This window comes from Streptomyces sp. T028, from assembly GCF_048159505.1.
Classification (GTDB): domain Bacteria; phylum Actinomycetota; class Actinomycetes; order Streptomycetales; family Streptomycetaceae; genus Streptomyces.
The window spans coordinates 34,763-60,682 of sequence record NZ_JBLRVZ010000002.1 but is presented as its reverse complement, the minus strand read 5'-3'; the positions used below and the strand labels follow the sequence as shown (position 1 = coordinate 60,682).

At 71.4% G+C, this 25,920-nt stretch carries 22 protein-coding genes and 6 tRNA genes; 19 read left to right on the top strand and 9 right to left on the bottom strand.

Annotated features, from left to right (window positions below):
* The first annotated feature begins 69 nt into the window (after window positions 1-69).
* The 3 genes from cobT (at window position 70) to ACLZN2_RS01765 (ending at window position 6,708) form a co-directional block, all read left to right on the top strand.
* Window positions 70-4,332: a nicotinate-nucleotide--dimethylbenzimidazole phosphoribosyltransferase gene (cobT, locus tag ACLZN2_RS01775; protein ID WP_416976518.1), complete on the top strand. Its 4,263-nt coding sequence runs from the start codon at window positions 70-72 to the stop codon at window positions 4,330-4,332.
* A gap of 245 nt (window positions 4,333-4,577) precedes the next feature.
* Window positions 4,578-5,810, top strand: a complete 1,233-nt coding sequence (cobA, locus tag ACLZN2_RS01770; protein ID WP_416976517.1) for a uroporphyrinogen-III C-methyltransferase — start codon at window positions 4,578-4,580, stop codon at window positions 5,808-5,810.
* Between the two features lie 79 nt (window positions 5,811-5,889).
* Window positions 5,890-6,708 carry a TrmH family RNA methyltransferase gene (locus ACLZN2_RS01765; RefSeq protein WP_416976516.1) on the top strand — a complete coding sequence of 273 codons (819 nt, stop codon included), beginning with the start codon at window positions 5,890-5,892 and terminating at the stop codon, window positions 6,706-6,708.
* Between the two features lie 24 nt (window positions 6,709-6,732).
* Here the strand turns inward: ACLZN2_RS01765 and ACLZN2_RS01760 are convergent, their stop codons facing one another.
* Window positions 6,733-8,154, bottom strand: coding sequence for a serine/threonine-protein kinase (locus tag ACLZN2_RS01760; protein ID WP_416976626.1), 1,422 nt, complete (start codon window positions 8,152-8,154; stop codon window positions 6,733-6,735).
* Window positions 8,155-8,350: 196 nt separating this feature from the next.
* Here ACLZN2_RS01760 and ACLZN2_RS01755 point away from each other — a divergent pair, with 196 nt between their 5' ends.
* The 4 genes from ACLZN2_RS01755 to ACLZN2_RS01740 all read left to right on the top strand — a co-directional run bounded on the left by ACLZN2_RS01755 (window position 8,351) and on the right by ACLZN2_RS01740 (window position 10,827).
* Window positions 8,351-8,626, top strand: a complete 276-nt coding sequence (locus tag ACLZN2_RS01755) for a hypothetical protein (RefSeq protein ID WP_416976515.1) — start codon at window positions 8,351-8,353, stop codon at window positions 8,624-8,626.
* A 197-nt stretch (window positions 8,627-8,823) separates the two neighbouring features.
* A complete protein-coding gene (locus tag ACLZN2_RS01750; protein WP_416976514.1) occupies window positions 8,824-9,003 on the top strand; it encodes a hypothetical protein in 180 nt (59 codons plus the stop codon).
* Window positions 9,004-9,480: 477 nt separating this feature from the next.
* Window positions 9,481-10,458, top strand: coding sequence for a phosphotransferase family protein (locus tag ACLZN2_RS01745; RefSeq protein WP_416976513.1), 978 nt, complete (start codon window positions 9,481-9,483; stop codon window positions 10,456-10,458).
* Between the two features lie 81 nt (window positions 10,459-10,539).
* On the top strand, window positions 10,540-10,827 hold the full coding sequence (locus tag ACLZN2_RS01740; protein WP_416976512.1) for a zf-TFIIB domain-containing protein: 288 nt from the start codon (window positions 10,540-10,542) through the stop codon (window positions 10,825-10,827).
* 69 nt (window positions 10,828-10,896) lie between these two features.
* Here ACLZN2_RS01740 and ACLZN2_RS01735 read toward each other — a convergent pair.
* The 5 genes from ACLZN2_RS01735 to ACLZN2_RS01715 all read right to left on the bottom strand — a co-directional run bounded on the left by ACLZN2_RS01735 (window position 10,897) and on the right by ACLZN2_RS01715 (window position 11,374).
* A tRNA-Val gene (locus ACLZN2_RS01735) sits at window positions 10,897-10,968 on the bottom strand.
* A gap of 43 nt (window positions 10,969-11,011) precedes the next feature.
* Window positions 11,012-11,083 (bottom strand) — tRNA-Val (locus tag ACLZN2_RS01730).
* 34 nt (window positions 11,084-11,117) lie between these two features.
* Window positions 11,118-11,189: transfer RNA gene (locus ACLZN2_RS01725), tRNA-Val, on the bottom strand.
* 1 nt (window position 11,190) lies between these two features.
* Window positions 11,191-11,264 (bottom strand) — tRNA-Cys (locus ACLZN2_RS01720).
* A 37-nt stretch (window positions 11,265-11,301) separates the two neighbouring features.
* Window positions 11,302-11,374: transfer RNA gene (locus ACLZN2_RS01715), tRNA-Gly, on the bottom strand.
* 268 nt (window positions 11,375-11,642) lie between these two features.
* Between ACLZN2_RS01715 and ACLZN2_RS01710 the strand changes: the two genes are divergently transcribed.
* The 3 genes from ACLZN2_RS01710 (at window position 11,643) to ACLZN2_RS01700 (ending at window position 14,404) form a co-directional block, all read left to right on the top strand.
* The gene (locus ACLZN2_RS01710; RefSeq protein WP_416976511.1) at window positions 11,643-12,686 is read left to right on the top strand and encodes a chorismate-binding protein; all 1,044 of its coding nucleotides are present in this window, start codon (window positions 11,643-11,645) and stop codon (window positions 12,684-12,686) included.
* Window positions 12,683-13,504, top strand: a complete 822-nt coding sequence (locus ACLZN2_RS01705; protein WP_416976510.1) for an aminotransferase class IV — start codon at window positions 12,683-12,685, stop codon at window positions 13,502-13,504. The genes ACLZN2_RS01710 and ACLZN2_RS01705 overlap by 4 nt, the downstream gene beginning before the upstream one ends.
* 75 nt (window positions 13,505-13,579) lie before the next feature.
* On the top strand, window positions 13,580-14,404 hold the full coding sequence (locus ACLZN2_RS01700) for a GNAT family N-acetyltransferase (protein ID WP_416976509.1): 825 nt from the start codon (window positions 13,580-13,582) through the stop codon (window positions 14,402-14,404).
* Between the two features lie 66 nt (window positions 14,405-14,470).
* On the opposite strand, the gene ACLZN2_RS01695 is transcribed toward ACLZN2_RS01700, so the two are convergent.
* Window positions 14,471-15,013, bottom strand: a complete 543-nt coding sequence (locus tag ACLZN2_RS01695) for a DsbA family protein (protein ID WP_416976508.1) — start codon at window positions 15,011-15,013, stop codon at window positions 14,471-14,473.
* 237 nt (window positions 15,014-15,250) lie between these two features.
* On the opposite strand from ACLZN2_RS01695, the gene ACLZN2_RS01690 reads away from it, so the two are divergent.
* Both ACLZN2_RS01690 and ACLZN2_RS01685 read left to right on the top strand, forming a co-directional pair.
* Window positions 15,251-15,709, top strand: a complete 459-nt coding sequence (locus ACLZN2_RS01690; protein ID WP_416976507.1) for a hypothetical protein — start codon at window positions 15,251-15,253, stop codon at window positions 15,707-15,709.
* A 175-nt stretch (window positions 15,710-15,884) separates the two neighbouring features.
* Window positions 15,885-16,037, top strand: a complete 153-nt coding sequence (locus tag ACLZN2_RS01685; protein WP_416976506.1) for a hypothetical protein — start codon at window positions 15,885-15,887, stop codon at window positions 16,035-16,037.
* A 666-nt stretch (window positions 16,038-16,703) separates the two neighbouring features.
* Here ACLZN2_RS01685 and ACLZN2_RS01680 read toward each other — a convergent pair.
* Complete coding sequence (locus ACLZN2_RS01680; RefSeq protein ID WP_416976505.1) at window positions 16,704-17,264, bottom strand: CGNR zinc finger domain-containing protein; 561 nt, start codon at window positions 17,262-17,264, stop codon at window positions 16,704-16,706.
* 328 nt (window positions 17,265-17,592) lie between these two features.
* Window positions 17,593-18,006, bottom strand: coding sequence for an SsgA family sporulation/cell division regulator (locus tag ACLZN2_RS01675; protein WP_004002642.1), 414 nt, complete (start codon window positions 18,004-18,006; stop codon window positions 17,593-17,595).
* 191 nt (window positions 18,007-18,197) lie between these two features.
* Between ACLZN2_RS01675 and ACLZN2_RS01670 the strand changes: the two genes are divergently transcribed.
* The 7 genes from ACLZN2_RS01670 (at window position 18,198) to ACLZN2_RS01640 (ending at window position 25,918) form a co-directional block, all read left to right on the top strand.
* Window positions 18,198-18,659, top strand: coding sequence for a TIGR02611 family protein (locus tag ACLZN2_RS01670; protein ID WP_416976504.1), 462 nt, complete (start codon window positions 18,198-18,200; stop codon window positions 18,657-18,659).
* A 78-nt stretch (window positions 18,660-18,737) separates the two neighbouring features.
* Window positions 18,738-18,809: transfer RNA gene (locus ACLZN2_RS01665), tRNA-Val, on the top strand.
* Between the two features lie 554 nt (window positions 18,810-19,363).
* On the top strand, window positions 19,364-20,653 hold the full coding sequence (locus tag ACLZN2_RS01660; protein WP_416976503.1) for an extracellular solute-binding protein: 1,290 nt from the start codon (window positions 19,364-19,366) through the stop codon (window positions 20,651-20,653).
* Between the two features lie 14 nt (window positions 20,654-20,667).
* Window positions 20,668-21,624, top strand: coding sequence for a carbohydrate ABC transporter permease (locus ACLZN2_RS01655; RefSeq protein WP_416976502.1), 957 nt, complete (start codon window positions 20,668-20,670; stop codon window positions 21,622-21,624).
* A complete protein-coding gene (locus tag ACLZN2_RS01650; RefSeq protein WP_416976501.1) occupies window positions 21,621-22,493 on the top strand; it encodes a carbohydrate ABC transporter permease in 873 nt (290 codons plus the stop codon). Before ACLZN2_RS01655 ends, ACLZN2_RS01650 begins: the two co-directional genes overlap by 4 nt.
* Before the next feature lie 19 nt (window positions 22,494-22,512).
* On the top strand, window positions 22,513-23,103 hold the full coding sequence (locus ACLZN2_RS01645; protein WP_416976500.1) for a hypothetical protein: 591 nt from the start codon (window positions 22,513-22,515) through the stop codon (window positions 23,101-23,103).
* A gap of 82 nt (window positions 23,104-23,185) precedes the next feature.
* A complete protein-coding gene (locus tag ACLZN2_RS01640) occupies window positions 23,186-25,918 on the top strand; it encodes a Tat pathway signal sequence domain protein (RefSeq protein ID WP_416976499.1) in 2,733 nt (910 codons plus the stop codon).
* The last annotated feature ends 2 nt before the right edge of the window (window positions 25,919-25,920 follow it).

Genomic DNA, 25,920 nt, shown 5'->3' with positions numbered 1-25,920 from the left:
GGGGCGATCGGTGCGCCGTTCCGGGTGAGCTGGTCGCAGGAGCACTAAACCGATGGGCGAGGGGTACGCATGACCGACACCGGCCAGGTCCCGGGCGAGGGGCTGCCGGAGAACGCAGGCACGGTGGAACAGTCGGGCGCCTCCGCGCACGGCGCGTACACCTACCTCTCCGAGACCACCGCCGAAGACGAAGACCTGCTGCTGCCGGGCGCCCAGGGCGCATGGGGCAACGAGGTGGCGCCGCCCGCGCCCGAGCCGGTCGTCGAGACGGTCCACGAACCCGGCCCGCACGAGATCTCCGGCCGCGACAGCGGCTCGGTCGACCTCAGCGCCGTACGTCTGCCCGGCCCCGCCGCGCCCTCGCAGCCGGCCCCGCGCCGCCCCCTCCACCTGGGCCCGCCGATCCCCGACGCCTCCGCGAGCCCGGTCCGCTCCCTCGCCGACCGCGGCCCGGCCGGCGCTCCGGTCCGCCACCCGGCCCAGCCCGCCTCCGGCCCCGAGTACCTCGACGTCCCACCCCTGCGCGAGATGCCTCCGCAGGGGGCGGCACCCTGGGGTGCCGCGGCGCCGGCTCAGGCCACGGCGCCGGTGGCCGCTCCGGCTGCCGCTCCGGCCCAGGGGTCGGTCGCTTCCGGGGTGACGATCGCGGAAACGGTTGTTCCGGTTCCGGCGGTGGAGCCGGCGACCCCCGAGCCGGGGCCGCTGGGCGTCGCCGACGCCGTCGTGGCCCGGGTGGCGACCGAGGCGATCGCCGCGACCGCCCCGCAGGGGGCGCAGAGCGCTGCGGCGGCGTACGGCGGGAGCGGTGTCGGTGGCGGTGGCGGTGACGCCATGCCTACGACCCCTGCGGCGCAGGTTCCCGGAGCCGTGACCGTTGATCACGTGCAGGTGCCCGAGCCGTTTTCCCCCACCGCGTCCGGGATCGTCGACACCGGGCAGCTGCTCGGAGCGGCTCTGATCGCCGAGGGCGAGCAGGATGTCGCCGACGAGGTGGAGGAGACGGGGCCGGTGGCCGGCGGCGAACAGCCTGCCGCGTTCGTCGAGCCTGTCGCCTCGCCGCCTGTCGACGCGGTGCCCGCGCCGGTGGCCCCGGAGGTCCCGCAGGTTGCCGACTCGGGGGAGGACGTACCGGCGGTCGAGGCCACGGCCGCGGCCGAGGTGGCGCAGGCGCCCGAGGCGAGTGCCGCCGAGGGTGCTGGGGTGCCCGTGTCCGAGGCGGCTCAGGTTGCGGAGGCCGCCCTGTCCGAGGCGACGCAGGCTCCCGAAGAGGCTGTTTCCGAGGCTGCCGAGGTCACCGATGTAACTGCCCCCGACGCGGTGGACGTTCCCGTGGCGCCCGAGCCTGAGCCCGAGCCCGTGGAGGCGCAGGCGGCTGAGGTGAGCCCCGCCGAGGAGACCCAGCCCGCCGAGGTGCCGGCACCCGAGGCTCAGCCCATGTCGGAGACTCCGGTTCCGGACGAGACCCCGGCCCCGGAGGCGGCGCAGGCCGTCACCCCCACGCCCGACACCACGGTCCAGGCGCCCGAGCCCGCCGCGCCCGCTGAGGCACCCGAACCGTCCGAGCCCACGCAGGAAGCCGTGGCCGTAGAGCAGGAGGCTCCCGCAGCAGCCGCCGAGCCTCCGGTGCCGGCGGCCACCCCCGACGCCGCGCAGCCCGCAGAGGCCGAGGCCGAGGCCACGCCCGAGGCCCCCACCGCTGTTGAGGCCCCGCGGCCCGCCGAGGCCTCCCCGCTCGCAGAGACTTCTGCTGCCCCCGTCGAGGCAGTCGCCGTCGCTCCCGTCGCTCCCGCCGAGGCCGAAGCGGGCCGGCCCGCCGAGCCCGCCCAGCCCGCGGTGGCCCCGCCCGCCGAACCGGACGCAGCGCAGCCGCAGCCCGAGCCCGTGGCGGAGACCCACCCCGCCCCCGTGCAGGTGGAGGCCGCCGAGCCGACCGCGGACGCGCAGCCGGAGCCCGAGGCGAACCCGGAGGAGACGGCGGCGACCGAGCCTCTCGCCCCCGGGGCTCACCAATCGGACGAGCCGTATCAGATCCCGGACGCCCGTGAGTCGGCTCCCACCCCGGCCCCGGAGGCACCGACCGAAGCAGTCGCGGCGGCTCCCGCAGAGGTCTCCGCAGAGGTCCCCGAGGAGATCCCTGGCGGGATCCCCGAGGAGGTCGGGGCGATCCCCGTCCCCATCCCTCAGCCGGTCCAGCCCGTCGGCACGTTCGTACCGGTCGAGGGCAACGTGCCGACCACCCCGCACCTCGCTCCGATCCCGCCTCAGGAGGTGACGCCCCCCGCGGAGGACCGGCAGCCCGCCGAGGCACAGCCCGAGGCACCGGCAGAGGTACCTGTGGAACAGCCGGAGGCGGCGCTCGCACAGCCCGCAGCCGCCGCAGCCGCCGCGGCCGTCCCCACCGCCCCTACCGCCCCCACCGTCCCCGCCCCCCGCGCGGCCGACCCCGCTCCCGTCCCGGCGACCCCGGACCCTGAGCCCGAGGCCGACGTCCAGGCCGACCCCGACCCCGAGGTCGCGCAGAGCCCGGAGGACCTGGAAACCAGGGCCGCCGACCAGGAGGAGAGCCCGGCCACCGTGGAAGAAGCCAGAGAGTCCACCGGCCCTGCCGCGCCCGCGTACGACGACGCCGAGCGCGAGGCCGTCCTGAAGGTCATGCGCGAGCGCCGTGACATCCGCAACGGCTTCCGCGGCGACCCGATCCCGCACGAGGTGCTGCTGCGCGTCCTGGAGGCCGCCCACACCGCGCCCTCCGTCGGCCACTCGCAGCCCTGGGACTTCGTCGTCATCCGCTCCGCCGAGACGCGGCGCGCGATGCACGAACTGGCGATGCGTCAGCGCGACGCGTACGCGAAGTCCCTCCCCAAGGGCCGGGCGAAGCAGTTCAAGGAACTGAAGATCGAGGCGATCCTCGAGACCCCGGTGAACATCGTGGTCACCGCGGACCCGACGCGCGGCGGCCGTCACACCCTGGGCCGGCACACGCAGCCGCAGATGGCGCCGTATTCCTCCGCGCTCGCGGTCGAGAACCTCTGGCTCGCCGCCCGCGCCGAGGGCCTCGGTGTCGGCTGGGTCAGCTTCTTCGACGAGCGTGAGATGGTCCGCGCCCTCGGCCTGCCCGAGCACCTCGAGGTGGTCGCCTACCTCTGCGTCGGTTACGTCGACGAGTTCCCGCCCGAGCCCGAGCTGATGCAGGCCGGCTGGGCCAAGCGCCGCCCGCTGTCCTGGGTCGTGCACGAGGAGACGTACGGCCGTCGCGCGCTGCCCGGCGAGGACCCGCACGACCTGCTCGCCGAGACCGTCGCCAGCGTCCGCCCGCTGGACGCCAAGGCGCTCGGCGAGGCGTGGGAGCGGCAGAAGCGCATGACGAAGCCGCCGGGCTCGCTCGGCATGCTGGAGATCATCTCCGCGCAGCTGTCCGGCCTGTCCCGGCAGTGCCCGCCGCCGATCCCGGAGCCCGCGGCCGTCGCGATCTTCGCGGGCGACCACGGCGTCCACGCCCAGGGCGTCACCCCGTGGCCGCAGGAGGTGACGGCCCAGATGGTCGCCAACTTCCTCGGCGGGGGAGCGGTCTGCAACGCCTTCGCGAGCCAGGTGGGCGCCGAGGTCTGTGTGGTGGACGTGGGCGTGGCCGCCGACCTCCCGGCGACCCCCGGCCTGCTGCCCCGCAAGGTCCGCGCCGGCACGTCCGACATGACCACCGGCCCGGCGATGACCCGCGAGGAGGCCAAGCAGGCCATCGAGGTCGGCATCGAGACCGCCCGCGACCTGGTGGCGGCGGGCAACAAGGCACTGCTGACAGGTGAGATGGGCATCGCGAACACCACCGCCTCCGCCGCCCTCATCTCGGTCTTCACGGGCGCCGACCCCTCCGAGGTCACGGGCCGGGGCACCGGCATCAACGACGAGACCCTCGCCCGCAAGACCGAGGTGGTCCGCCGTGCCCTGGAGTTCCACCAGCCGGACCCGGCCGACCCCATCGGCGTCCTGGCAGCGATCGGCGGCTTCGAACACGCGGCGATGGTCGGCCTCCTCCTCGGCGGCGCGTCCCTGCGTACGCCGGTGATCCTGGACGGCGTCAGCGCCGGCGCCGCCGCTCTGGTCGCCCGCGCGATCGCCCCCGAGGTCCTCGCGGCCTGCATCGCCGGCCACCGCAGCGCCGAACCGGGCCACGTGGCCGCCCTGAACAAGCTGGGCCTGCGCCCCCTGGTCGACCTCGACCTCCGCCTCGGCGAAGGCACCGGAGCCCTCCTGGCCCTCCCCCTGGTCCAGAGCACAGCCCGAGCCATGCACGAGGTAGCCACCTTCGACTCGGCGGGGGTCACCGAGAAGTAGCGGTTCCCGAAGTCCGGTCGAGCAGCTCCGGTACGGCGGTACCGGGTGCGCAGTCGGCATGGCGGTGGTTGTGGGCAGTCGTTCCTCCCCCAGTGCCTTAAGGGCCTGGGAGGGTGGGCACAACCACCCATGGCCCGGCACCCGGCACACAGCGCCCACCCACCGGACACCCGATCCGCCAAATCCACCCGCCGCTTAAAATCTGCACGTCAGGGCCACCGCCAAGCCCGGAGGAGCCGCCCCTCATGGCCGAACACCCCCCCTACCCCGTAGGCCTCCGCCTCACCGACCGCAGGGTCGTAGTCCTCGGCGCCGGCCAGGTCGCCCAGCGCCGCCTCCCCGCCCTGATCGCAGCAGGCGCGGACATCCACCTCGTATCCCCCGAGGCGACCCCCTCCGTAGAGGCGATGGCGGACGCCGGCGAACTCACCTGGCACAGGCGCCCCTACGCCGAAGGCGACCTGGCGAACGCCTGGTACGCCCTGATCGCCACCAGCGACCAGGAGGCCAACACCCTCGCCTCGGCCGAGGCGGAGCGCCACCGCGTCTGGTGCGTCCGCTCCGACGACGCCGACAAGGCGACCGCATGGACCCCGGCCACCGGTACCAGCGAGGGCGTCACCGTCGCCGTCCTCACCACGGACGCCAAGGGCCGCGACCCCCGCCACACCGCCGCCATCCGTGACGCGGTGGTCGAGGGCCTGCGCGACGGCACGCTCGTCGCCCCCCACCACCGCACCCGCACCTCCGGCGTCGCACTCGTCGGGGGCGGCCCCGGCGACCCCGACCTGATCACGGTCCGCGGCCGCCGCCTCCTCGCCGAGGCCGACGTCGTCATCGCCGACCGCCTCGGCCCGCGCGACCTCCTCGCCGAGCTCCCCCCGCACGTCGAGGTGATCGACGCGGCGAAGATCCCGTACGGCCGTTACATGGCCCAGGAGGCCATCAACAACGCGCTGATCGAGCACGCCAAGCAGGGCAAGTCGGTGGTCCGCCTCAAGGGCGGCGACCCCTACGTCTTCGGCCGCGGCATGGAGGAACTGCAGGCCCTCGCCGAGGCCGGCATCCCCTGCACGGTCGTCCCGGGCATCTCCAGCTCCATCTCCGTCCCCGGCGCGGCCGGCATCCCGGTCACCCACCGCGGCGTGGCCCACGAGTTCACGGTCGTCAGCGGTCATGTGGCCCCCGACGACGAGCGCTCCCTGGTCGACTGGCCCTCTCTCGCCAAGCTCACCGGCACCCTCGTGATCCTGATGGGCGTCGACAAGATCGGGAAGATCGCCGAGACGCTCGTCGCACACGGCAAGCCGGCCGGGACGCCCGTCGCCCTGGTCCAGGAAGGCACGACCGCCGCCCAGCGCCGTGTCGACGCGACCCTGGCGACGGTCGCCGAGACGGTACGGACCCAGGAGGTCAAGCCTCCCGCGGTCATCGTCATCGGCGAGGTCGTCACCGTGGGCCCGGACCCGGCGGCCTGACCAGGCCTGGCGTAACCCCGGGTAACACAACCCGTTCACAGCCGTTGGCACCACACCCAGGACAAGGCAGTATCACCCTGTGGCCGATCTCATCACCGTTGAGGACCCCGACGACCCGCGCCTGCGCGACTACACCGGCCTGACCGACGTCGAGCTGCGCCGCAAGCGCGAGCCCGCCGAGGGCCTGTTCATCGCGGAGGGCGAGAAGGTCATCCGGCGGGCCAAGGACGCCGGGTACGAGATGCGCTCGATGCTGCTCTCCGCCAAGTGGGTCGACGTCATGCGCGATGTCATCGACGAGCTCCCGGCCCCGGTCTACGCCGTCAGCCCGGAGCTCGCCGAACGCGTCACCGGCTATCACGTGCACCGGGGCGCCCTCGCCTCCATGCAGCGCAAGCCGCTCCCGACGGCCGCCGAACTCCTCCAGACCGCGCGCCGCGTCGTGATCATGGAATCGGTCAACGACCACACGAACATCGGCGCGATCTTCCGCTCCGCCGCGGCCCTGGGCATGGACGCGGTCCTGCTTTCCCCGGACTGCGCCGACCCGCTCTACCGCCGCAGCGTGAAGGTGTCGATGGGTGCGGTCTTCTCCGTGCCGTACGCCCGTCTGGACACCTGGCCCAAGGGGCTGGACTCGGTCCGCGAGGCCGGGTTCACCCTGCTCGCCCTCACCCCGGACGAGAAGGCGCGCTCCCTCGACGAGGCGGCCCCGCACCGGATGGACAGGGTGGCCCTGATGCTCGGCGCCGAGGGCGACGGCCTGTCCACCCAGGCCCTGGTCGCCGCCGACGAATGGGTCCGCATCCCCATGTCCCACGGCGTCGACTCCCTCAACGTGGGCGCGGCGGCGGCGGTCGCCTTCTATGCGGTGGCGACGGGCCGCCCCCGAAACTGACGCACCGATCGAGACCGGTTGCCCCTAATCTCCGTCGACGGAGGGAACGTACCCCTGCGACTGCGAGTGGGGTTGCTGCTGCCGTACGACGCCGTCCTCGCCGCCGAGGCCACGGGCCGGCCCCTGGCAGCCCTGGACGATACCGATGCCCAGTGCCACCAGCAGTGTCACGACGACGAAGACGAACAGCCGCTGGCGCAGCAGCCGCGGATTGGCGGGCCGCCGACCGGTCCCCGTGTTCCTCGACCCCGGCCGTCCGGCCCCGCTGCGGGGCGCGGGCCGACTGCCGCTGCCGCCGGGACGACCACCGCGTGAGGAGGGAGCGGGCCGGCTCCCGGACCGCGACGCGGAGGAGGGACCGCCACCACCCCGTGATGCGCTGCCGCCCCGCGACGGAACCCCACCCCGAGAGGAAACCGACCCACGGGAGGAGGGCACTCCACCCCGAGGCGGAGGAGTACCGCTCCCGGTCCCGGCCCCCGACCCCTGGCCGGCCCCTGTACCGGACGGGGGCGGTTGGCGCAGGGTGCGCTCCGGATAGCTGGAGTGGGTGAGCCGCCCGGTGGGCCGGTCCGCCTCCGCGGCCCGGGGCACGGGCGGTCGCGCATCGCCCATGCCGTGGGCCTCGCGGGCGGCGATCTCCTTCAGCCGCAGTGAGAGATCGAGGGTGCTGGGCCGTTCGTCGGGGTCCTTCGCCAGACAGGCCCGGATCAGCGGGGCCAGGGCGTCGGCCACGCCGTGCAACTGGGGCTCCTCGTGCACCACGCGGTACAGCATCACCTCGGAACTGCCGTGCCCGAAGGGGGAGTCGGCCGTGGAGGCGTACGCGAGCGTGGCGCCGAGCGAGAAGACGTCGGTGGCCGGAGTGACGGCGGCCCCCCGCACCTGCTCGGGCGCGAGGAAGCCGGGGGAGCCGACGGCCGTACCGACATGGGTGAGTGTCGAGGCGCCGGTCGCCCAGGCGATGCCGAAGTCGATGATCCGCGGCCCCTTGGGGGACAGCAGGATGTTGGACGGCTTGAGGTCCCGGTGCACGACTCCGGCCTCGTGGACGGCGACGAGCCCCTCCGACAACGCGGCCCCGATCGCCGCCAGCTCGGCGGCGCCGACCGGCCCCTCGTCGTTGACCTTGTCGTGGAGGGAGGGCCCGGGAACGTACTGGGTGGCGAACCACGGCCGATCGGCCTCGAGATCGGCGGCGACCAGCCGGGCCGTGCACCCGCCCCGGATCCGCCGGGCGGCCGACACCTCGCGCGCGAAGCGCGACCGGAACTCCTGGTCCTCCGCCAGATCGGGCCGGATCACCTTCAGGGCGACCCGCTGCCCCTTCTTGTCGGAGCCCAGATAGACGACGCCCATTCCGCCCGCGCCGAGCCGTCGGTGAAGCCTGAACGAGCCGACGACACGCGGGTCCTCGCGCCTCAGGCGCATCATCGCCATGTTCATCCCCGCTGCCCGGTCCGTGTGACGTGGCACAGCTTACGTTTCCGCGGCCGTTCGCGCGCAGAGGCCGCGCCCTCCGGTCCCGATCGATTGTCAGTGCCGGGTGGGAGACTTGAAGAGTGGTCAGAGGGCCTGAGAACAGGCGCCCTTTGGCGATGCTGTGACCTCAACCACCTGTCACAGAAGGGGGATTGGATCGGTGAAGGGCGACCGAGTGGAGATAGTCGTGGACGCCGGCGACACGACACGGACGTATGAGGTGGTGGCCAGCAGGGCGGGCCGCAGGGTGGAGACGGCGGTCCGTCGGGGGGTGGTGGAAGTGAGCGAAGTCACGCGGACCGGGACGGCCGTCCGTACCGCCCGCTTCATGGCGAACAGGGTCCTCGCCCTGGTCGAGCACCCGATCCCGCGCGAGGACAGCTCGGAAAAACCGTCCCGCACCGGGCACCCCCTCCGGGAAGACCCCGAGACCTAGGACTTCGTCTCCACCCAGGGGAGTACTCCCCGGCTCATGGCTCATCCTCCGGGAGGCCCGGCAATCGATACGAGGGCATGACGTGCTCCATCCGCCGCGCGCCTAGATTTGAGGTCAAGCGGCGGGTGCAGCACTCGTCCCCCGAGGTCAGACACCCGCCGCTGCCAAGGACAACCAAGACGGTCAGGAGAGGGACCATGGCCCACACGGCACCGCGGACACAGCTCCGCACTCGCACACGCCGCACGGGCCGCCGCCACCCCGCGGTGGCGACACTCATGGCCCTTCCCCTGGCGGCCCTGCTCCTCCTCGTCTTCGACGGCTGGGAGACAGTGGCCACACAGGCGTCGTCCGTGGGTGTGATGCTGGGGCGCTGAGCGGCGACCCCAGGCCCGGAAGAGCGGTCCGGGCGGGGACATCCATCCATGAAACCCCGTGGGGACGGGGGTGCGGCGGACGGCAATAAATGCCGGCGCAGCTGGGGAGCTGCGCCGGCATTGCTCTGCCTGGGCTGCACCTTTCAACGCAGGTCGACTCAGCCCTTTGGGGGCTGCGCCTTTCAGCGCGGGCCCAGCGAATTCAGCCCGTCCGGCGATTGAGGACGAGGCCCGTTCAGGGCCGATGGCGGCACGTCTCAGCGCGGGCCCAGCGAATTCAGCCCGTCCGGCGTTTGAGGACGAGGCCCGTTCAGGGCCGATGGGGGGTCCAGGGGGCGGAGCCCCCTGGGGGATGGGAAGGGTAAGGGCGGCGGGGGCGAGGGACGCAGAGGCCCGCAGCGACACCGGTTCCCCGGCAGCCCCGGGACTCAACGCCGTACGCTCACCACCAGATCCCGCACCACCCCAGGGAGCCCCGTGACCGCCACCCCCTTGCTCACCGCCCTCACAGCCCGAGCCAAGGCCAAGGCCCACCCCAGTTCCCCTCAGCCTCAGCCTCACCCCCACCCTCACCCTCACCCATACCCCTGCTCCTGCCCCGCAGGGACCCTCACCGACCGCCCCGACGCCACAGTCGTCCGCCACGCGGACACCGTCGCGAAGGCCCACGCCCCCACCACCACCCCCACCGACCTCACCCCCCGCCTCGCCACGGCCACCCACCACCCCGACCTCCTCCTCCCCCCACTCACCCCGACCCCTGTCCCCCTGAACGACCGCCTCGTCACGTTCTGGCCCTACGGCACCCCCGTGGACCCCGACGACCCCGACGCCGCCCCCTGGGAAGAGGCCGCCACCCTCCTCGCCCGCCTCCACCACGCCCCCGTCCCCACCCCCGGCCTCCCCCCGATGCGAGGCCCCGCCAAGGCCGCCCAGGCGGTCGCACGCCTCCAGGCAGCAGGCCCGCACCCCGCCACCGCCCCCGTCCTCCGCGCCTGGTCCACCCTCCCCGCCTGGGCCCGCGCGGCAGCCCCCATGCCCGACACCACCACCCTCTGCCACGGCGACCTCCACCTCGGCCAACTGGTCCGCCATCCCGCCCCCGACGGCCCCTGGCGCCTGATCGACGTGGACGACCTCGGCGTGGGAGTCCCCGCCTGGGACCTCGCCCGCCCCGCCGCCTGGTACGCCTGCGGCCTGCTCCCGCCCGACGAATGGACCCGCTTCCTGGACGCCTACCGCACCGCCGCCGGCCCGGCCGTTCCCGCGGACGGCGACCCCTGGCCCGCCCTCGACGTGCCTGCCCGCGCCCTCACCGTCCAGACCGCGGCCCGCGCCGTGACCAAGGCGCTCACCGAGGGCCGACCGCTGGACGAGGTCGAGCAGTCCCTCGTCGACGCGTGTGCCCGAATGGGTTCGGTACCTCCCCAGTTGCCGTCGAGTTCCGCGAAGTAGGGTGCAACCGACCGCAGCCGGACAGAGTCTGTCCTGGCGGTACGCGAAACAGGACCGACCGGCGAGGAGTTGAGCCGAACCATGCAGTGCCCGAAGTGTCACGGACAGATGCACACATACAACCGCAACGGCGTCCAGATCGAACAGTGCGCCAACTGCCGGGGGATCTTCCTCGACTACGGCGAGCTGGAGGCGCTGACCCGCCTGGAGTCCCAGTGGACCCAGCCTGCGCCCCCGCCGCCCGCCCCGCAGGCGTACCCGGCCGCTCCCGCCCCGGCCTGGGGCGCCCCGCACGGCGGCCACCACGGGGGGCACCACGGCGGCCACCACCGCCACAAGAGCTTCGGCCACATGCTGTTCTCCAGCTGAGGCGCGCAGGCGAGCCGTACACACGACGAAGCCCCCAGCCGTACGAAACGGCCGGGGGCTTCCGGTGCGTGGACGATACTGGGATTGAACCAGTGACCTCTTCCGTGTCAGGGAAGCGCTCTCCCGCTGAGCTAATCGTCCTCGGGACCGCGATCACTCCGGGGAGCGGATCACAAACACTGCGTGCGCGATACTGGGATTGAACCAGTGACCTCTTCCGTGTCAGGGAAGCGCTCTCCCGCTGAGCTAATCGCGCGGGGTGGATCCCGGGCCTTCCGGCCAAGATCCAGTGGACGATACTGGGATTGAACCAGTGACCTCTTCCGTGTCAGGGAAGCGCTCTCCCGCTGAGCTAATCGTCCTTGGAGGTGGAGACGGGATTTGAACCCGTGTAGACGGCTTTGCAGGCCGTTGCCTCGCCTCTCGGCCACTCCACCAGGAGTGTAGGGGACCGGGAGTCCCCACTTTCCTTCGAGCGGACGACGAGGCTCGAACTCGCGACCTCAACCTTGGCAAGGTTGCGCTCTACCAACTGAGCTACGTCCGCTTGTCGTTTCGGTGCGCTCTCGCGTCCCGGCGACGTGATGAACTCTAGCGGATTCCTGGGCCAGTACAAAAACGCGTTTGTGCAGCGTGCGCCCCTGCGGCCCCGCCCCGACCCGCACCGGACACGTCCCGGTCGGCTCACGGTCGTACCGCGAACATCCTCGGTGTCGTACCGCTGACCTGCTCACGGTCGTACTACGGACCTGCTCAGGGTCCCGCCGGGGACATCCCCGAACCGCCCCGCCGGCACCCGACCTAGACTCGACACCGTGCTCGATCTGTCTCCTCTCGCCCGCTTCGGCGGCCGTGTCGCCACCGGCCTTCTCGACGTCACCGACGACCCCGAGGCCCTCGACTCGGCCGGTTTCTGGGCCGTCTGCGCGGACTTCGAGGGCCGTGTCGTCTGCGCCCGCTTCGCCGACGTACGGCACGAGCCGGTGCCGGAGCCCCTGCCGGGGGAGTGGCGGGGACCCGCCGCGGACGACTGGACGTCGTCGCTCGACCGCGCCGCGTACACCGCGGGCGTGCGCCGCATACGGGAACACATCGCGGCCGGCGAGGTCTACCAGGCGAACCTCTGCCGCGTCCTCACGGCGCCCGTCGCGTCCGGCGCCGATGTCGACGCCCTGACCGCGCTGCTGGCCCGCGGTAACCCGGCACCCTATGCAGGAACGATTCGCCTGCCCGGTCACGGCGTCGAGATCGCCACCGCGTCCCCCGAGCTCTTCCTCCGCCGCGACGGACGGACCGTCGAGTCCGGCCCGATCAAGGGCACCGGACGCACCGAGGCCGACCTCCTCGACAAGGACTACGCCGAGAACGTGATGATCGTGGACCTCGTCCGCAACGACATCGGGCGCGTCTGCGCCACCGGCACCGTGACCGTCCCCGACCTGTGCGCGGTGGAGAAGCACCCGGGACTGGTTCACCTCGTCTCCACGGTCCGCGGCGAGCTGCGCGACGGCGCCGGCTGGCCCGAACTCCTCGACGCCGCCTTCCCGCCCGGCTCGGTCACCGGCGCCCCCAAGTCCAGCGCCCTGCGGATCATCGACGCGCTGGAGACGGCACCGCGCGGGCCGTACTGCGGAGGCATCGGCTGGGTGGACGCCGACCGGGGCACCGCCGAGCTGGCCGTCGGCATCCGCACCTTCTGGATCGACCGCGCCGACGGCGTGCTGCGTTTCGGCACCGGCGCCGGCATCACGTGGGGCTCCGACCCCGAGGCGGAGTGGCTGGAGACCGAACTGAAGGCGGCCCGGCTGCTCGCGGTAGCGTCGGGGACGTACGAGGTGAGTGAAGGGACCCTGAGGTGAAGATCTGGCTCGACGGCGCACTGCAGGACATCGAGTCCGCCCGCGTCTCCGTCCTCGATCACGGACTGACCGTGGGCGACGGCATCTTCGAGACGGTGAAGGCGACGGACGGGAGGACGTTCGCGCTGACCCGGCACCTCGACCGGCTGACCCGCTCCGCGCGCGGCCTCGGCCTGCCGGACCCCGACCACGACGAGGTCCGCGCGGCCTGCGCCGCCGTCCTCGAGGCGAACCCGATGCGGCTCGGCCGCCTGCGCATCACCTACACCGGCGGCCGTGGCCCCCTCGGCTCCGACCGCGGCGACCAGGGCCCCACCCTCGTCGTCGCCCTCGGCGAGACCACCCGCCGTCCCGACTCCACCGCCGTGATCACGGTCCCCTGGACCCGCAACGAGCGCGGCGCGCTGACCGGCCTCAAGACGACCTCGTACGCGGAGAACGTCGTCGCCCTGGCCCGCGCCCACGAGCACGGCGCCTCGGAGGCCCTCTTCGCGAACACCGTCGGACAGCTCTGCGAGGGCACCGGCTCGAACGTCTTCGTCGTCCTGGACGGCGAGATCCACACCCCGCCGCTCGCCTCCGGCTGCCTCGCGGGCATCACCCGCCAGTTGACCGTCGAGTGGACCGGCGCCCAGGAGACCGACCTTCCGCTCGACGTGCTGGAGCGCGCCGACGAGGTCTTTCTCACCTCCACCCTCCGCGACGTCCAGGCCGTCCACCGCGTCGACACCCGCGAACTCCCCGGAGCCCCGGGCCCGGTGACCGCCAAGGCGATGCGGATCTTCGACGAACGGGCCGGGAACGACCTGGACCCGTAGTCCCCTTGCGGGTCGCCCGCCACCGCGCGGAAAACGAGCTGACTTCGGCCCGTGGACACGGGTAGAAACCCCCTGATGACCACGACCCTGCGGCCGACCGAGCCGCTTCAGCGCGCTGCCGACGGGGCTCTGTCCCGCCACTTCCGGGTGTGTGTGAACAGCCGCCCCGTCGGAGCGGTCCGCCTCTCCACCGATCCGGCCTTCGGGCTCGCCGTCGCCCACATCGACGACCTGCACATCGAGGAGCCGGACCGCGGCCGTGGCCGGGGCACGGTGGCCGCGCTCGCCGCCGAGGAGGTGGCCCGGGGCTGGGGCTGCCGACAGGTCGAGATCAGGGTGCCGGGCGATTCCGAGGCCGCGCTGCGGCTCGCGACGGCCCTCGGATACGTCCACCGCAACCGCGGCATGGAGAAGCGACTGGGCGCCGTGGCGCCCGAACTGCCCCCGGGCAGCCGGGCCCGGCCCATGACGGAGGCCGAGTACGGCCCGTGGGCCGAGCGCGGCACCGTGGAGTACGCGCAGGACTGGATCGACCGTGGGGTGCCCGCCGAGCCCGCCCTGGCCAGGGCGCACGCGGACTACGAGCGGTTGCTGCCCCGGGGACTGGCGACGGAGAACGCCCGCATCAGCGTCCTGGAGCACGAGGGCACCCCGGTCGGAGACCTGTGGCTCGCCTTTCCCGGCGACAAGGCGTTCGTCTACAACGTCGAGGCCTACGAGGAGCATCGCGGCCGGGGCCACGGCCGCTCCCTGCTGTTGCTGGCCGAGGCCCAGGCACTGGCCGCCGGCCGGCAGGTGCTCGGTCTCAACGTCTTCGCGGGCAACACACCGGCCGAGCGCCTCTACGAGTCCCTCGGGTACGTGACCGTCGGCTACTCGATGTACAAGAACCTGCTCTGAGGCCCAGTCAGTAAGACGACGCAAGACGACGCAGGAAGACTCAGGAACCTGCGGTGACGCCCGGAGCTACTTGGCCTCGGCCAGCAGCCGGTCCGCGATCTCCTCGATGCGTTCGCGCAGCCCCTCCTGGCTCTTGCCGCCGTCGAGACGCTCGCCGCCGATGACGTAGGTCGGGGTGCCGGTGACGCCGATCGCCTTGCCCTCGGCCTGGTCGGCGTCCACGATCAGGATGTGCCGGCCGTCGATCAGAGCGGTGTCGAACTCCTCTGCGTCCAGCCCGAGTTCACCGGCCACCGCGACCAGGAGGGGTTCCCCCTCACGGTCCAGCTCCTCGACCCGGCCCAGCACGGCTTCGACGTACGCCCAGCCCCTGCCCTGCTCCAGGGCCTCCTCGGCGGCCTGCGCGGCGGCGAAGGCGTGCTTGTGCTTCTCCAGCGGGAAGTGCCGCAGCCGTGGCTCCAGCCGGTCGCCGTACCGCTCACGCAGGGCGCGCAGATCGTCGAGGGCACTGCGGCAGTCCGGGCACTGCAGCTCGCACCAGACGTCCAGGACGACGGCGGGACGGGGGGAGGCCGGGGCGGTGGCGGAGGCCGGGGCGGAGTCGTTCATGACACCAGTCTCCCAGTTCGCACCGCCCGCCCCAATCCGGACCACCGCCCCGGATGCGGATCCGGGGCGCCGACCAGGTCCTGCGGAGGAGCCGACCCGGAGATGTCCCTGATGTCCGGCTCCGAGCATGGCCCGGGAGGGGGACGAAGGTGCAGGATGGAAGGGACGAAGCGCCTGCCTGCGCGAGGCGTGGAGTCGTGGTGTCCCTGCCCGAGTCAGCCCTGCCTGGAGGACCGGATGATTGCCGAGACCGTCTGTTCCGCCGTCGCCGTGGCCGGCCTGGGCATCGCGGCGGTCACGGCCTACCGCAAGCGTTTCCTCGCGGCCGCCCGTATCGCCGCCTACTCGCTCGTGCCGCTCGGGCTCGTGATGACCGGAGTCGTCGAGTGGCTCGCCGACACCGCCTTCAGCCCGACCGCCTGGGCCGGCTTCGTGGTGCTGGGTTCAGCCTGGGCCCTGTTCGCGACCACCCGAGCGGTGGAGCGCCGCCGTGGCGGCAGCCGCGCCACCCGCAAGGAACGCAAGGCGGCAGCCCGCTCCGCCCGGCCCGACGCAGTGGCCCCCACGGCCTCGGCCCCCTCCCTGGGCCCGGCCTCGCCCCGCCCGGCTTCCCGACCGACGTCCACCACGCGGGGGACCGACTCCGCCGACGACTTCAGTGACATCGAGGCGATCCTCAAGAAGCACGGCATATGAAGCCGGGTCCTGGGTGACGGGGCGCCCGATGACGGTTGAAACGACACAGTCGGCCCGCCGACGCGCGGAAACGATCACGGCCTGAAACCGTCGTCACGGAATACGGCGAACACCCGCTCATTCCGGGCGCGTTGATCGCGCGGGACGGCTGACCTGCGCCATCATCGCCCCCGAGATGCTGGACACGAAACAAAGCGACCCCGCGCCGCCTCAGGACGAGCCGCGCGGATGCCTCTTCGCCCTTTCCCAGCCACCGCTGATGATCTTCCTAGCGGTGATCGGGTGTCTGCTGCTCATTGCGTCGCTGCACGATCTGCTGCTGCTCTGAGCCGTACCCCGCGGTACCCGGCGCCACCCGCCGGGGCCGCGTCGGCACCGAGAACTCTGTGCCCGCACTTCCCACCAAACCGACCGGGTCCGCTCCCATCCCCCGCCTCGACTGCCCCCTTGCCGCGACGCGCTCTACTGCCCTCGCTCGCGGTCCCTCCACAGCGCACCCCGACGTCCCGGCCACCCCTGCCCTGGTCCGCCCGCCGCCTCTTCCTGCCCCGGCCTGCGTGGCCCTGCCTGATCAGGCGTGACCGGCCTTCGTCGCCCCGGCGTGACTTGCTTTCTTTGCCCGGCGTGAGCGGCCCTTCTCGCCCGGGCTTGCCAGGCCGCGAGTGTCCTGGTGCGTCCGCCGGCTCTTTCTGCCCCGGTCTGCGTGGTGCTGCCTGATCAGGCGTGACCGGCCTTCCTCGCCCCGGCGTGACCGGCCACCGCTGCCCCGGTGCGCCCGCTCACTCTTCCTGCCCGGCCCGCGAGGCCTGCCTGCCCCGGCGTGACCAGCCCTCCTGACCCCGGCGTGACCAGCCCCTCCTGACCCCGGCGTGACCAGCCCTCCTGACCCCGGCGTGACCAGCCCCTCCTGACCCCGGCGTGACCAGCCCTCCTGACCCCGGCGTGACCGGCCCCTTCGCTCCGGCATGCCGGCCGTCCCAGCGCTGGCGTTCGGTCAGCCCGCCGCTTCCTTGCGGCGGGCGCGGTAGGCGGCCACGTGGAGGCGGTTGCCGCAGGTGCGGCTGTCGCAGTAGCGGCGGGAACGGTTGCGGGAGAGGTCGACGAAGGCGCGCCGGCAGTCGGGGGCCTCACAGCGCCGCAGCCGCTCCTGCTCGCCGGCCACCACGAAGAAGGCCAGCGCCATTCCGCAGTCGGCCGCGAGATGGTCGGCGACGGAGGCGCCGGGCGCGAAGTAGTGGACATGCCAGTCGTAGCCGTCGTGATCCGTGAGCCGGGGCGTGGTGCCCGCGGCGGCGACCAGCTCATTGATCAGCCCGGAGGCCGTCCGGGCGTCCCGGGCCGCGAAGATCCCGGCGAACCGGCCCCGGATCTTGCGCACCGCGGAGAGGTCGAACTCGGACAGCGTTCCGACGTCACTGATGGCGTGCTTGTGCACGAACTCCGCGAGGGCGGCGACATCCGGCAGCGCGTCCGGGGTGGTCTCGTCCTCCGGCGCGGTGTTCACCAGATCCACCACGGCATCAAGCGCACACCGGGTGTCGTGGGTGATCAGCACGTTTCGCTCCCTGGCCTGGGGGGTCGGGCGGGCGCCCGCCGATGCTGGCCGATGGTAGCCGCCCGGAGCCCGGAAGCCACGGGGCTCCCGGCGCCGGATGCCCGTGACAGCTCCGGGACTGTCCTCCTGAGCTGCGGGTGAGTGTCTGCAAAGGTGCTTTCAGCCCTGTCCCTGGGGCATGTGCGAGCGAGCCCGGGGCAGGTCCACGCGCACCGACGCCGCCCCACGGTGGCCGTGGGGCGGCGTCGGCGCGTTCCCTGTGCGATTGTTCTGGCCCGAGCCGTCTCCCCGAGTGGACGGCGCCGGGCAGCTCGGAATGAGCCTCGCCCTAGCTTTCCGCCAGGATGTGCGAGAGCTCCTGGTCGAGATCGAAATGCCGGTGTTCCGTGCCGGGAGGCACGGCCGCGTCCGTTCGCTTCAGGAAGGACTCCAGGGCCCGCGCCGGGGCCTCGAGCAGGGCCTCGCCCTCGGGAGAACTGAGGGCGATGCAGACGACGCCCTGGCCGTGGCTGCGTGACGGCCAGACACGGACGTCGCCGGTGCCGGTCGGCCGGTGCAGGCCTTCGGCGAGGAGGTCGCGGGCGAACACCCACTCGACGGTCTCCTCGGCTCCGGTGTGGAAGGTGGCGTGCACGGCGTAGGGGTCGGCCGTGTCGTACCGCAGGCCTGCGGGGACAGGCAGGGAGGACTCGCTCGACACAACGAGGCGCAGGTGCAGCTCGCAGCTGACCGTGGTGTTCATAAGCGCCAGGGCCTTTCGCTCAGTGTGCGCTCGGGGATTCGCACGTCGGCGAAATCGACATGCCACCTACGGTGCCGTTGTAAACCCCTCTGAGTGTTTTGCGTGCCTTTACGTAACTCTTCCGGCCGAGAGCCTGTTCGCGAAGTACCACCATTCCGGTGACTGGAATCTCTCGGGTAGGGTCTGGCTGTATGAATACGGGGAGTAACGAGCCTGGCGAGGTAGCCGTGGCGGCGGACGGGGCCAAGATGGGCGGGTCGGCGGAAGAGCCTCAGGATCAGGGGCTCGGCTCCAGGGCGCCCGAGTTCGTCAAGGCGCGCCGCGTGCTGCATCTGAGCTGGCAGGTCGGCGTTTTCGTGATCGGCCTGGCCGTGGTGGCCGCCGGCATCGTCATGCTGCCGCTGCCCGGACCCGGGTGGGTCGTGATCTTCGGCGGTATGGCGATCTGGGCGACGGAGTTCGTCTGGGCCCAGCTCGTGCTGCGCTGGACCAAGCGCAAGGTCACCGAGGCGGCCGCGCGCGCCCTCGACCCCAAGGTGCGCCGCCGTAACATCATCCTGACCTCGATCGGTCTGGTGATCATCGGTGTTCTCACGGGTGTCTACCTGTGGAAGTTCGGCTTCGAGATGCCCTGGAACATCAAGGACCAGTGATCTTCCGGAGGAGCCCGGGGGCCGGGCCGCCGCGGTCACAGGCACCCCGTGACATGGGGTAATGTTCTTCCTGCGCCCGGGCGATTAGCTCAGTGGGAGAGCGCTTCGTTCACACCGAAGAGGTCACTGGTTCGAACCCAGTATCGCCCACCCCGGAACGGTGGCCCGTCTGCGACAAGCGGACGGGCCACCGTCGTTCGTGGTGCGCGGACATCCCCGCTGGAATCCCGGCCGCCCCCTGCCCTTTCGGTAACCCCCGCACCCCGGCTTGCGTGACGGTACGCAGTCACCGCGCCCGCCCGCCCCCGCCTCAGGCGCCGCGCCACCCCAGCCCCCTTCAGTCGCTGCACGCCACCGCGTCACTGCCCCTCCGCCTCCCTCTGTCCCCTGCCCCACCCCTCCGCCTCACCCGCCACACCCACCACCCAACTCCCACCCCCACCCAGGCGGATTTCCGTCCCTCCCTCCACCCGCCCAAGCCCCACCCACCAGTTCGACAGCACGAACGCGCCCCCCTCACCTGCGACTTCGCCCCCCAACCCGCAGCGCGCCCCCTCCTTCCGCAGCTTCCACCGCTCCGCCCCCTCACAAGAAATTCCTGTCCGAATCATTGACGCTCCCTCAGCCCCCTCGTACCTTTTGCCAGCAAGCGCTTTCTTGAAACGATTCATGCAGCGGCGCGGATGCCGCGGGGAGGCCCAACTGTGGGAACCAGCAGGAATGTTGAGAGGCGAACGATCCTGAAGGCGGCCGGGGCGACGGCGGCGACGCTGGGGCTGGCCGCGACGACCGGGTGCGGCGGGGGCAGTGGCAGTTCCGGAGACGGGACTGTGACGCTGCGTTATGCGTGGTGGGGTGGTGAGCCGCGCACCATCGCCATCAAGAAGACGATCGCGCTCTTCGAGAAGAAGTACCCGAAGATCAAAATCAAGCCTGAATTCACGGATTATGAATCGTTCTGGGAGAAGTTCCAGACCCAGGCCTCCGGCGGGAATCCCCCGGACGTTTTCCAGAATGCGGTCGGCTTCCTGCGCAAGTACGACAAGCGCGGTGTTCTGATGGACCTCAAGAGCCAGGCGGACGCGGGGAATCTGAGCCTGGAGAACTTCCGCAACGGCGTCCTGGCGAACGGTCAGGTCGACGGCAAGCAGATCGGCATACCCGTCGGCGCCAACACCATGGCACTCGTCATCGACCTGAAGGCCTTCGAGAAGGCGGGCGTGGAGGCGAAGTTCGGCTGGACCTGGGACGAGTACTTCGACGCCCTCCAGACGATCCAGGACAAGCTGAAGATCGCCGGTGACACGGGCTACTTCAGCATCATGTACCTCTACGACCTGTATCTCCGTCAGAACGGCAAGGCCTTCTTCACCGACTCCGATCTCGGTTTCACCGAGGACGATCTGACGCAGTGGTGGGAGGACGGCTACAAGCGCGTGAAGTCCGGGCTCGTCGCCGACCCGAAGAAGATCGAGCAGGCCAAGCCCAAGTCGGGTCTCTCGGCGGGGCTCGCCGCCTCCGAGTTCACCTGGGACAACTTCTCCATCCGCTACGAGGGCGAGGGCGAGTCGGACTACGGGCTCGCGCCGATTCCCACCACCGACGGCAAGGACACCGGCCAGTACCTCGGCTCGCTGATGCTCAGCGCCTTCTCCGGGACCAAGCACCCCAAGGAGGCCGCGCAGTTCATCGACTTCATGGTCCACGACCCCGAGGTCGGCAAGATCATGGGCTACGACCGCGGCATCCTCGCCACGACCGAGCAGTACGACGCCTTCACCCCGACCGACCCCAACAACAAGGGCGTCGCGGCGTACGAGGACGAGGTCGCCAAGGCCGGCGTCCTCGGGAAGATCACCCCGCACCCGTCCGGCACGGACGTCATCGAGGCGGCCTTCCTGCGCATCGGCGGCGAGGTCGCCCAGGGCAAGAGCAAGCCGGCCGACGCCGCCAAGGCGCTGTTCAGCGAGGCCAAGGCCGCGTTCGCGGGCTGAGGGGACGTACCACCATGACGCTCGTCAAGGAAGCGCCCGCGCGCCCGGCCGGGAAGCGGTCCGCCGCTCCCGCCGCCGGCCGGCGCGGACGGCGCCGCGAGAACCTCGCCGGCTATCTCTTCATGTCGCCGTGGATCGCGGGATTCCTGCTGCTCACGGCGGGGCCGATGATCGCGTCGCTGTACTACGCGTTCACCAGCTACAACCTGTTCACGCCGCCCAAGTGGGTGGGGCTCGACAACTTCACGACGATGTTCCAGGACCCGCGCTGGCAGAAGTCGGTCGAGGTCACGCTGAAGTACGTCGTCGTGGCCACACCGCTGAAGCTTCTCCTCGCGCTCGGTGTCGCGCTGCTGCTCGCGCAGAAGCGGCGTGGACAGGGCCTGTACCGGGCCGCGTTCTACATGCCCTCGCTCATCGGCGCCAGCGTCTCCGTCGGGTTCGTGTGGCGGGCGCTGTTCTCGGACGACGCGATCGTGGACCGTACGCAGAAGATCTTCGGTCTCGACGTGGGGGGCTGGATCGGCAACCCGGACTACGTCATCTACGCGCTGGTGGCCCTGAGCATCTGGCAGTTCGGCGCGCCGATGGTCATCTTCCTGGCCGGTCTCAAGCAGGTCCCGCGGGAGCTGTACGAGGCGGCCGAGATGGACGGGGCCGGTCCCTTCCGGCGGTTCTGGAACATCACGCTGCCGATGATTTCCCCGGTGCTGTTCTTCAACGTGCTGCTGGAGTCCATTCACGCGTTCCAGGTGTTCGGCTCCGCGTACGTGGTCTCCGACACCCGGTGCGGGCCCGCCGACGCCACGCTCGTCTACACCTGTTACCTCTACCAGAAGGGCTTCAAGGAGGCCCAGATGGGCTTCGCCTCCGCGATGGCCTGGACGCTGGTGGTCGCGGTGGCTCTCGTCACGGCGGTCCTGTTCTGGTCGCAGAAGAAGTGGGTGCACTACGAGGAGGCCGCCAAGTGACCAGTGCCACCAGTCCCGTCGTGGGCACCGTGGACGAGCGGCGGCGCGTCGGATCGATCGCCTGGCACGTGGGTGCGCTCGCCGTCCTCGCGGTTGTGCTGTATCCCGTGATCTGGGTGGTCGGTGCCGCGTTCAAGCCGGGCAAGGACATCATCGCCAGTATCGACCTGCTGCCGGCCGAGCCGGTCTGGGCGAACTTCTCGGGCCTCGCCGACGGTATCTCAGGCATCTCCATCAGCAGTTTCTTCGTGAACTCGCTGACGTACGCGGTCCTCGCCGTGGCCGGTGTGGTGGTGTCCAGCTCGCTGACCGCGTACGCCTTCGCCAAGATCCGGTTCGCCGGGCGGAACCTGCTGTTCACGCTGATGATCGGCACGCTGCTGCTGCCGTATCACGTCCTGCTGATCCCGCAGTACGTGATGTTCCGCAAGCTGGAGCTCATCGACACGCTGGTGCCGCTCGTGGCGGGCAAGTTCCTGGCCGTGGAGGCGTTCTTCGTCTTCCTGATGGTGCAGTTCATGCGCGGGCTGCCGCGCGAACTGGACGAGGCCGCCAGGCTCGACGGCTGCGGGCATCTGAGGATCTACTGGTCCATCGTGCTGCCCCTGTGCCGCCCCGCCCTCATCACCAGCGCCATCTTCACCTTCATCAACGCGTGGAACGACTTCATGGGGCCGTTGATCTACCTCAACACCCCCGAGAAGTACACCGTTTCGCTCGGTCTGATGATGTTCCGCGATCAGGAGGGCATCTCCAACTACGGCAGCATGATCGCGATGTCACTGGTGGCCCTGGTGCCGGTCATCGCCTTCTTCATGGCCTTCCAGCGCTATCTCATCGACGGCATGGCCACGTCCGGACTGAAGTGAAAGGGCTGAGGCGGTCACCATGGCGCAAGCACGGGTGAAGGCACGCAAGGAGTCCGTGTTCGGCGAGCGCTTCGCGCTCTTCGCCGAGTCCCTGCTCACCGGCGTGTGGATCGCCGTCGCCTGTCTCGGCCTCGTCACCTACCCCGCGGCCTTCGCCGCCGGTGCACGGCATCTGCGGCGTCGTACGCGCCACGAGGACGGCGGTCTGCGGGAGTTCGTCGCCGACTTCCGCTCGGCCGTGGGCGGCGGGTGGCTCGTCGGGCTCGCCGGATGGGCCGCGGTGGCCGCGGTCTGGGTGGACGTCCGGGCCGCGCGGGCCGGGATACCCGGCGGGCCGCTCGTGGGGGCCGTAGGACTGTTCGCGCTGCTCGGTCTCGCGGTGGCGGGCCTGCGCGCGGCGGCGGTCTGGGAGCCGGGCCGGCCCTGGCGTCCGCTGCTCGCCGAAGCGGGCCGCCGGACCGTGCTCGACCCTGCCGGATCGTTCCTGCTCGTCGCCGGACTGGCCGTCGTGGCCCTGTCCGGCTGGGTGATCGCCCCGCTGGCCGTCCCGGTGCTCGGGGCGGTCGTGGCCGCCGCCGTCGCCGTGGAACAGCGTCGGCGCACTCGCTGAGCCCCCGAGGCCGGCGCCCGTAGCGGCGCCGCACCTCTATCTGTCATGCCCCTGACCAGTCAGACTCGGGAAAGGAAAGGCCATGTCTCCCATCCCCCGCAGGTCCCTCCTCAAGGCGGCGGCCGTCGCCGGTGCCGCCGCCCAGTTCTCCTGGGCCCTCGGGACCAGGGACGCACAGGCCGCGCCCGCGGCGGCGGCGGACACGGATCCGGTGACCCTGGACTGGCTGGAGGACGGCGGTCTCGGCGCCGCCCCCGGCTCCACCCTCGGTGTGCCCTGGCCGATGGGCGCCTTCCAGGAGGACCAGACCTTCGCGCTGACGGACGCCGACGGCAAGGACGTGCCCGTCCAGTCCTGGCCGATCGCATACTGGCCGGACGGCTCCCTCAAGTGGACCGCGCACGCCGTGAGCCAGGGCTCCGGCAAGCTCACCCTCGCCGCCGGCACCCCCGCCGCCCCCGACAAGAAGGTCACCGTCGACAGGAGCGGCGGCACGGTCGACGTCTCCACCGGTGTGATCACGGTGCGGATCGGCAAGGACGGCGCCTCGCTCATCAAGTCCGTCAGGCGCGGCTCCACGGAGATCGCCAAGAACGGCCGGCTGGTCCTGATCCGCCAGCCCGAGATCGAGGACGAGGACCAGGGCACGGTCAGGACCGAGCGCTTCGAGGGCGCCATCGGCGAGGTCACCGTCGAGCAGGAGGGCCCGGTCCGCGCGGTCGTCCGCATCGACGGCAAGCACCGCAGGGGCAGCCGCAGCTGGCTGCCGTTCTCGATCCGCCTCTACTTCTACGCGGGCGCCGACTCCTTCCGCATGGTCCACACGATCACGTACGACGGGAACCAGGAGCCGGGCAAGGCCTCCGGCGACTTCATCCGGGGGCTCGGCGTCCGCTTCACCGTGCCGATGCGCGACGAGTCGTACGACCGCCACATCCGCATCGGCGGAGAGGGCACCGGCCTGCTGAGGGAGGCCGTCAAGGGCATCACGGGCTTGCGCCGCGACCCCGGCGCCGCCGTGCAGGCCGCCCAGTACGCGGGGGAGAAGCTGCCCGACCCGTCCACCTGGGACCAGCGCGTCACCACCCGTCTGCAGTACATCCCCGAGTGGGGCGACTACACCCTCTCGCAGCTCTCCGCCGACGGCTTCACCCTGCGCAAGCGCACCAAGAAAGGCCACGGCTGGATCGGCGCCGGCGGCGGCAGGAGGGCCTCCGGTTTCGGTTACGTCGGCGGGGTGAGCGGCGGATTCTCCTTCGGCCTCAGGGACTTCTGGGAGAAACACCCCTCCCAGCTCGACATCCGGGACGCGCACACCGACGAGGCGACCGTTACCCTCTGGCTCTGGTCCCCCGAGGCCCAGCCCATGGACCTGCGCTTCTACCACGACGGCATGGGCCAGGACACCTTCCCCGAACAGCTCGAAGGCCTCAACATCACCTACGAGGACTACGAGCCCGAGTTCGGCACCCCCTACGGGATCGCCCGTACCTCCGAACTGCTGTTCTGGGTCAACGAGTCGACGCCGACGCCCGCGAAACTCGCCGAACAGGTCGAGGCCGTCCGGGTGCTCCCGCAGCTCGCCGCCCCGCCCAGGCAGCTCATCAAGGCGAAGGTCTTCGGCCCGGGCCTGTACTCCGAGCCCGACCGCTCCACCCCCGCCAAGGCGAAGATCGAGGACCACCTGGACTTCCTCTTCACCTACTACAAGGACCAGGTGGAGCAGCGCCGCTGGTACGGCTTCTGGGACTACGGCGACATCATGCACACCTACGACACCGTTCGGCACCAGTGGCGGTATGACATCGGCGGCTACGCCTGGGACAACTCCGAGCTGTCCCCGGACCTCTGGCTCTGGTTCGCCTATCTGCGCTCCGGCCGCGCGGACATCTTCCGCTTCGCCGAGGCCATGACCCGGCACACCGGCGAGGTCGACGTCTACCACATCGGCCAGTGGGCGGGCCTCGGTACCCGGCACGGTGTCCAGCACTACGCCGACAGCGCCAAGCAGCAGCGCATCGCCAACACCACCTACCGCCGCTACTACTACTTCCTCACGGCGGACGAACGCGTCGGCGACCTCATGCACGCCAACGTCGACTCCGACGAGACGTTCCTCGCCCTGGACCCGCTGCGCAAGATCCGCACCGAGCCGTACACCCCCGACCGGCGCGCCCTGTCGATCGGCTTCGGCACCGACTGGAGCGGCCTGGTCTCGGCCTGGCTCACCGAGTGGGAGCGCAAGGGCCCCAAGTGGGAGAAGGCCAGGGCGCGCGTCCTGTCGACGATGGAGACGATCGCCGCCCAGCCCAACGGCTTCGTGCAGGGCAGCGGGCTGTACGACCTCGACACCGGGAAGTTCGCCGTGGCCACGACCCCCGTCGTCGGCGTCTCCCACCTGTCCGCCGTCTTCGGCCTCAACGAGCTGTGCGCCGAGCTCATCCACCTGGTCGACATGCCGGCCTTCAACGCGGCCTACTACGACTACTGCCGCTACTTCAACGCCACCAAGGCCGAGCAGGCGGCACGCTACGGCTCCAACTTCGGCACCCTGCTGCTGTTCCAGGGCCACTCCCGCCTCGACGCGTACGCCGCCGTACAGACCGGTGACGCGGTGCTCGCCAAGCGGGCGTGGACGAAGTTCTACAGCTCCGACGGCTACACCGAGTCCTCGCCCTGGAGGACGGAGCCGGTGAGCGGCCCCGCCGCCCTCGTCGAGGGCAGCGAGGCCACGTGGGTGTCCACCAACGACACGGCCCTCTACGGCCTCGCCGCCATCGAGAACCTGGCCCTTCTCGGCGACAGGATGCCGTAACC